The organism is Pedobacter kyonggii (assembly GCF_004310665.1).
Classification (GTDB): domain Bacteria; phylum Bacteroidota; class Bacteroidia; order Sphingobacteriales; family Sphingobacteriaceae; genus Pedobacter; species Pedobacter kyonggii.
This window is the reverse complement of the sequence record NZ_SIXF01000065.1, coordinates 1-1,880: the sequence shown is the minus strand read 5'-3', so window position 1 is coordinate 1,880 and position 1,880 is coordinate 1. Positions and strand designations below refer to the sequence as shown.

General features: G+C 46.9%; 1 protein-coding gene. It reads right to left on the bottom strand.

Annotated elements, in window-relative coordinates; all coding sequences use genetic code 11:
• Window positions 1–61: 61 nt before the first annotated feature.
• Window positions 62–1,330: a group II intron reverse transcriptase/maturase gene (gene ltrA, locus EYS08_RS25535; protein WP_131032708.1), complete on the bottom strand. Its 1,269-nt coding sequence runs from the start codon at window positions 1,328–1,330 to the stop codon at window positions 62–64.
• Between the last annotated feature and the right edge of the window lie 550 nt (window positions 1,331–1,880).

The following is a 1,880-nucleotide window of genomic DNA, read 5'->3' as shown; positions in this document are numbered from 1 at the left end:
CTCAACGAGTAAATCCAGGTGTTTCAACGCTGAAGTTCTCACAGATACGGACGTGAGACTCTCACCTCATCCGGCTCCTATCCTCAACCGTTGGAAGTACGCCGAATGTCCAGTGGGTGAATAAATTGGGTTGTTTGTCACTAATGGCTCGCAGCCATCTCAATCCTTTTAACACTGTCGGTCGGACTTTCAGGTACTTGCTCCGTGCCCATTTGACAATTCTTAGATTAATTTCTCTCATAAAGCTTTTTAATTTCGTTTTGTAAAATTTACTGTAGTAGTTGATCCACCCCCTTACCACAGGATTTATCTCTTTCGCTATATCTTCAATCTGGCATCCTGCAGTTCGGAGCGTGCTCCATTCTTTCATTTTCTTGCGCATCGAGGACATTGATTTGTTACTTACAGCGGGTAACCAGCAGGTAAATGACACCATACGCACTGTGTTCTCTGCTTGTCTCGGTTTAAATGTATAGCCGAGAAAGTCAAACCCAATAGTGTGGTAATTCCCTCGTCGGTTACTGTCCTTGCAGTACACAATCTTTGTCTTCTCTTTGTGCATTTCCAGTCCGCATTCCGCAAACCGGAGTTCTAGTGCTTCTTTTACTTTCATGGCATGCATTTCTGTCTGGCAGTGTACAATGCTGTCATCTGCAAAACGCTCGAACGGGCATAGCGGAAAGTTCCGCTGAAGCCAGACATCCATAGTGTAATGCAGGTACAGATTTGACAGTACGGGGCCGATAACCGAACCCTGAGGAACGCCTTGCGTCCTCGGTACGATTGTGCCATCTGTCTTTTGAACSGGAGCTACTAACCATCTTTCGATGTACAGCAACGCCCATTTGCAGTCTATGTGCTTTCTTATTGCCTTCATTAGCAAATCATGTGGAAGATTATCAAAGAACGATCGGATATCGAGGTCAAGCGCCCAGTTGTATTTCCAGCACCTTTCTCGTGCTTTGGCCAGTGCCTGGGCTGCTGACTTGTTTGGCCGATACCCGTAGGAATCTTCATGAAACACTTTGTCGAGTTGCTGTCCCAGCAAGTCAGCTACTACCGTTTGGGCAATACGGTCGGCTATGGTTGGTATGCCAAGTGGTCTAACCCCACCTCCTTTCTTTTCGATCTCTACCAGTTTTACAGGCGGAGGCATGTAGCTGCCCGAACTCATTCGGTTCCAGATGCGGTATAATTCCTGCTTTGTGTTCTTATCGAACTCCTGCATATTTACTGCATCTACGCCTGCTCCACCTCTATTGGCTTTGACTCTCAAATAAGCATCCATTACCTGTTGCCTTTGTATCTTGAACGGTTTTGCTTCCCTCATCTTCGTACCTCCTGTAATTGCTTACAGTTTCCTTCAACGGGAAGCTGAGTAATCTGGCTCCTTCGCTCCATTGCCATTACAGCAACTTCATCACTACTACGCACCAGTCTGCCACCGTGCCGCACATCGATACTTTCCTTCTTGCCGGTGCACCGGCTTGAACTTTTCTCTTTACATCGCGACGACAGCTTCACACGTTCCTTGCAAAAGCCTGTTGTAAGCTCATGCCACCTGTATGCCGGATGCCGACAGAGCATAAACAGGTTATTCTCTGGCTTATCCCAAGTCGATACTGTACTTAGTTTTGACATCATCTCATCCTTTCGACACCTCATCGGTGGTTCATTTACATTCATCTTCTTACAACTTACCTGACACCTCTTCGGATGCCTTTTCCGCTAACGCTCCTCACCATGGTTCGTTCACCACAGCAACTTAGCGGTAGTTTGATACCAACGCCTGTACGTCGATACCGATGGACCTACCATCATCTTCTGCAAAGCATCAAGCTTCGAGTTCTCACGAACTCTCTGCTTGTTCGTGTCGCCTA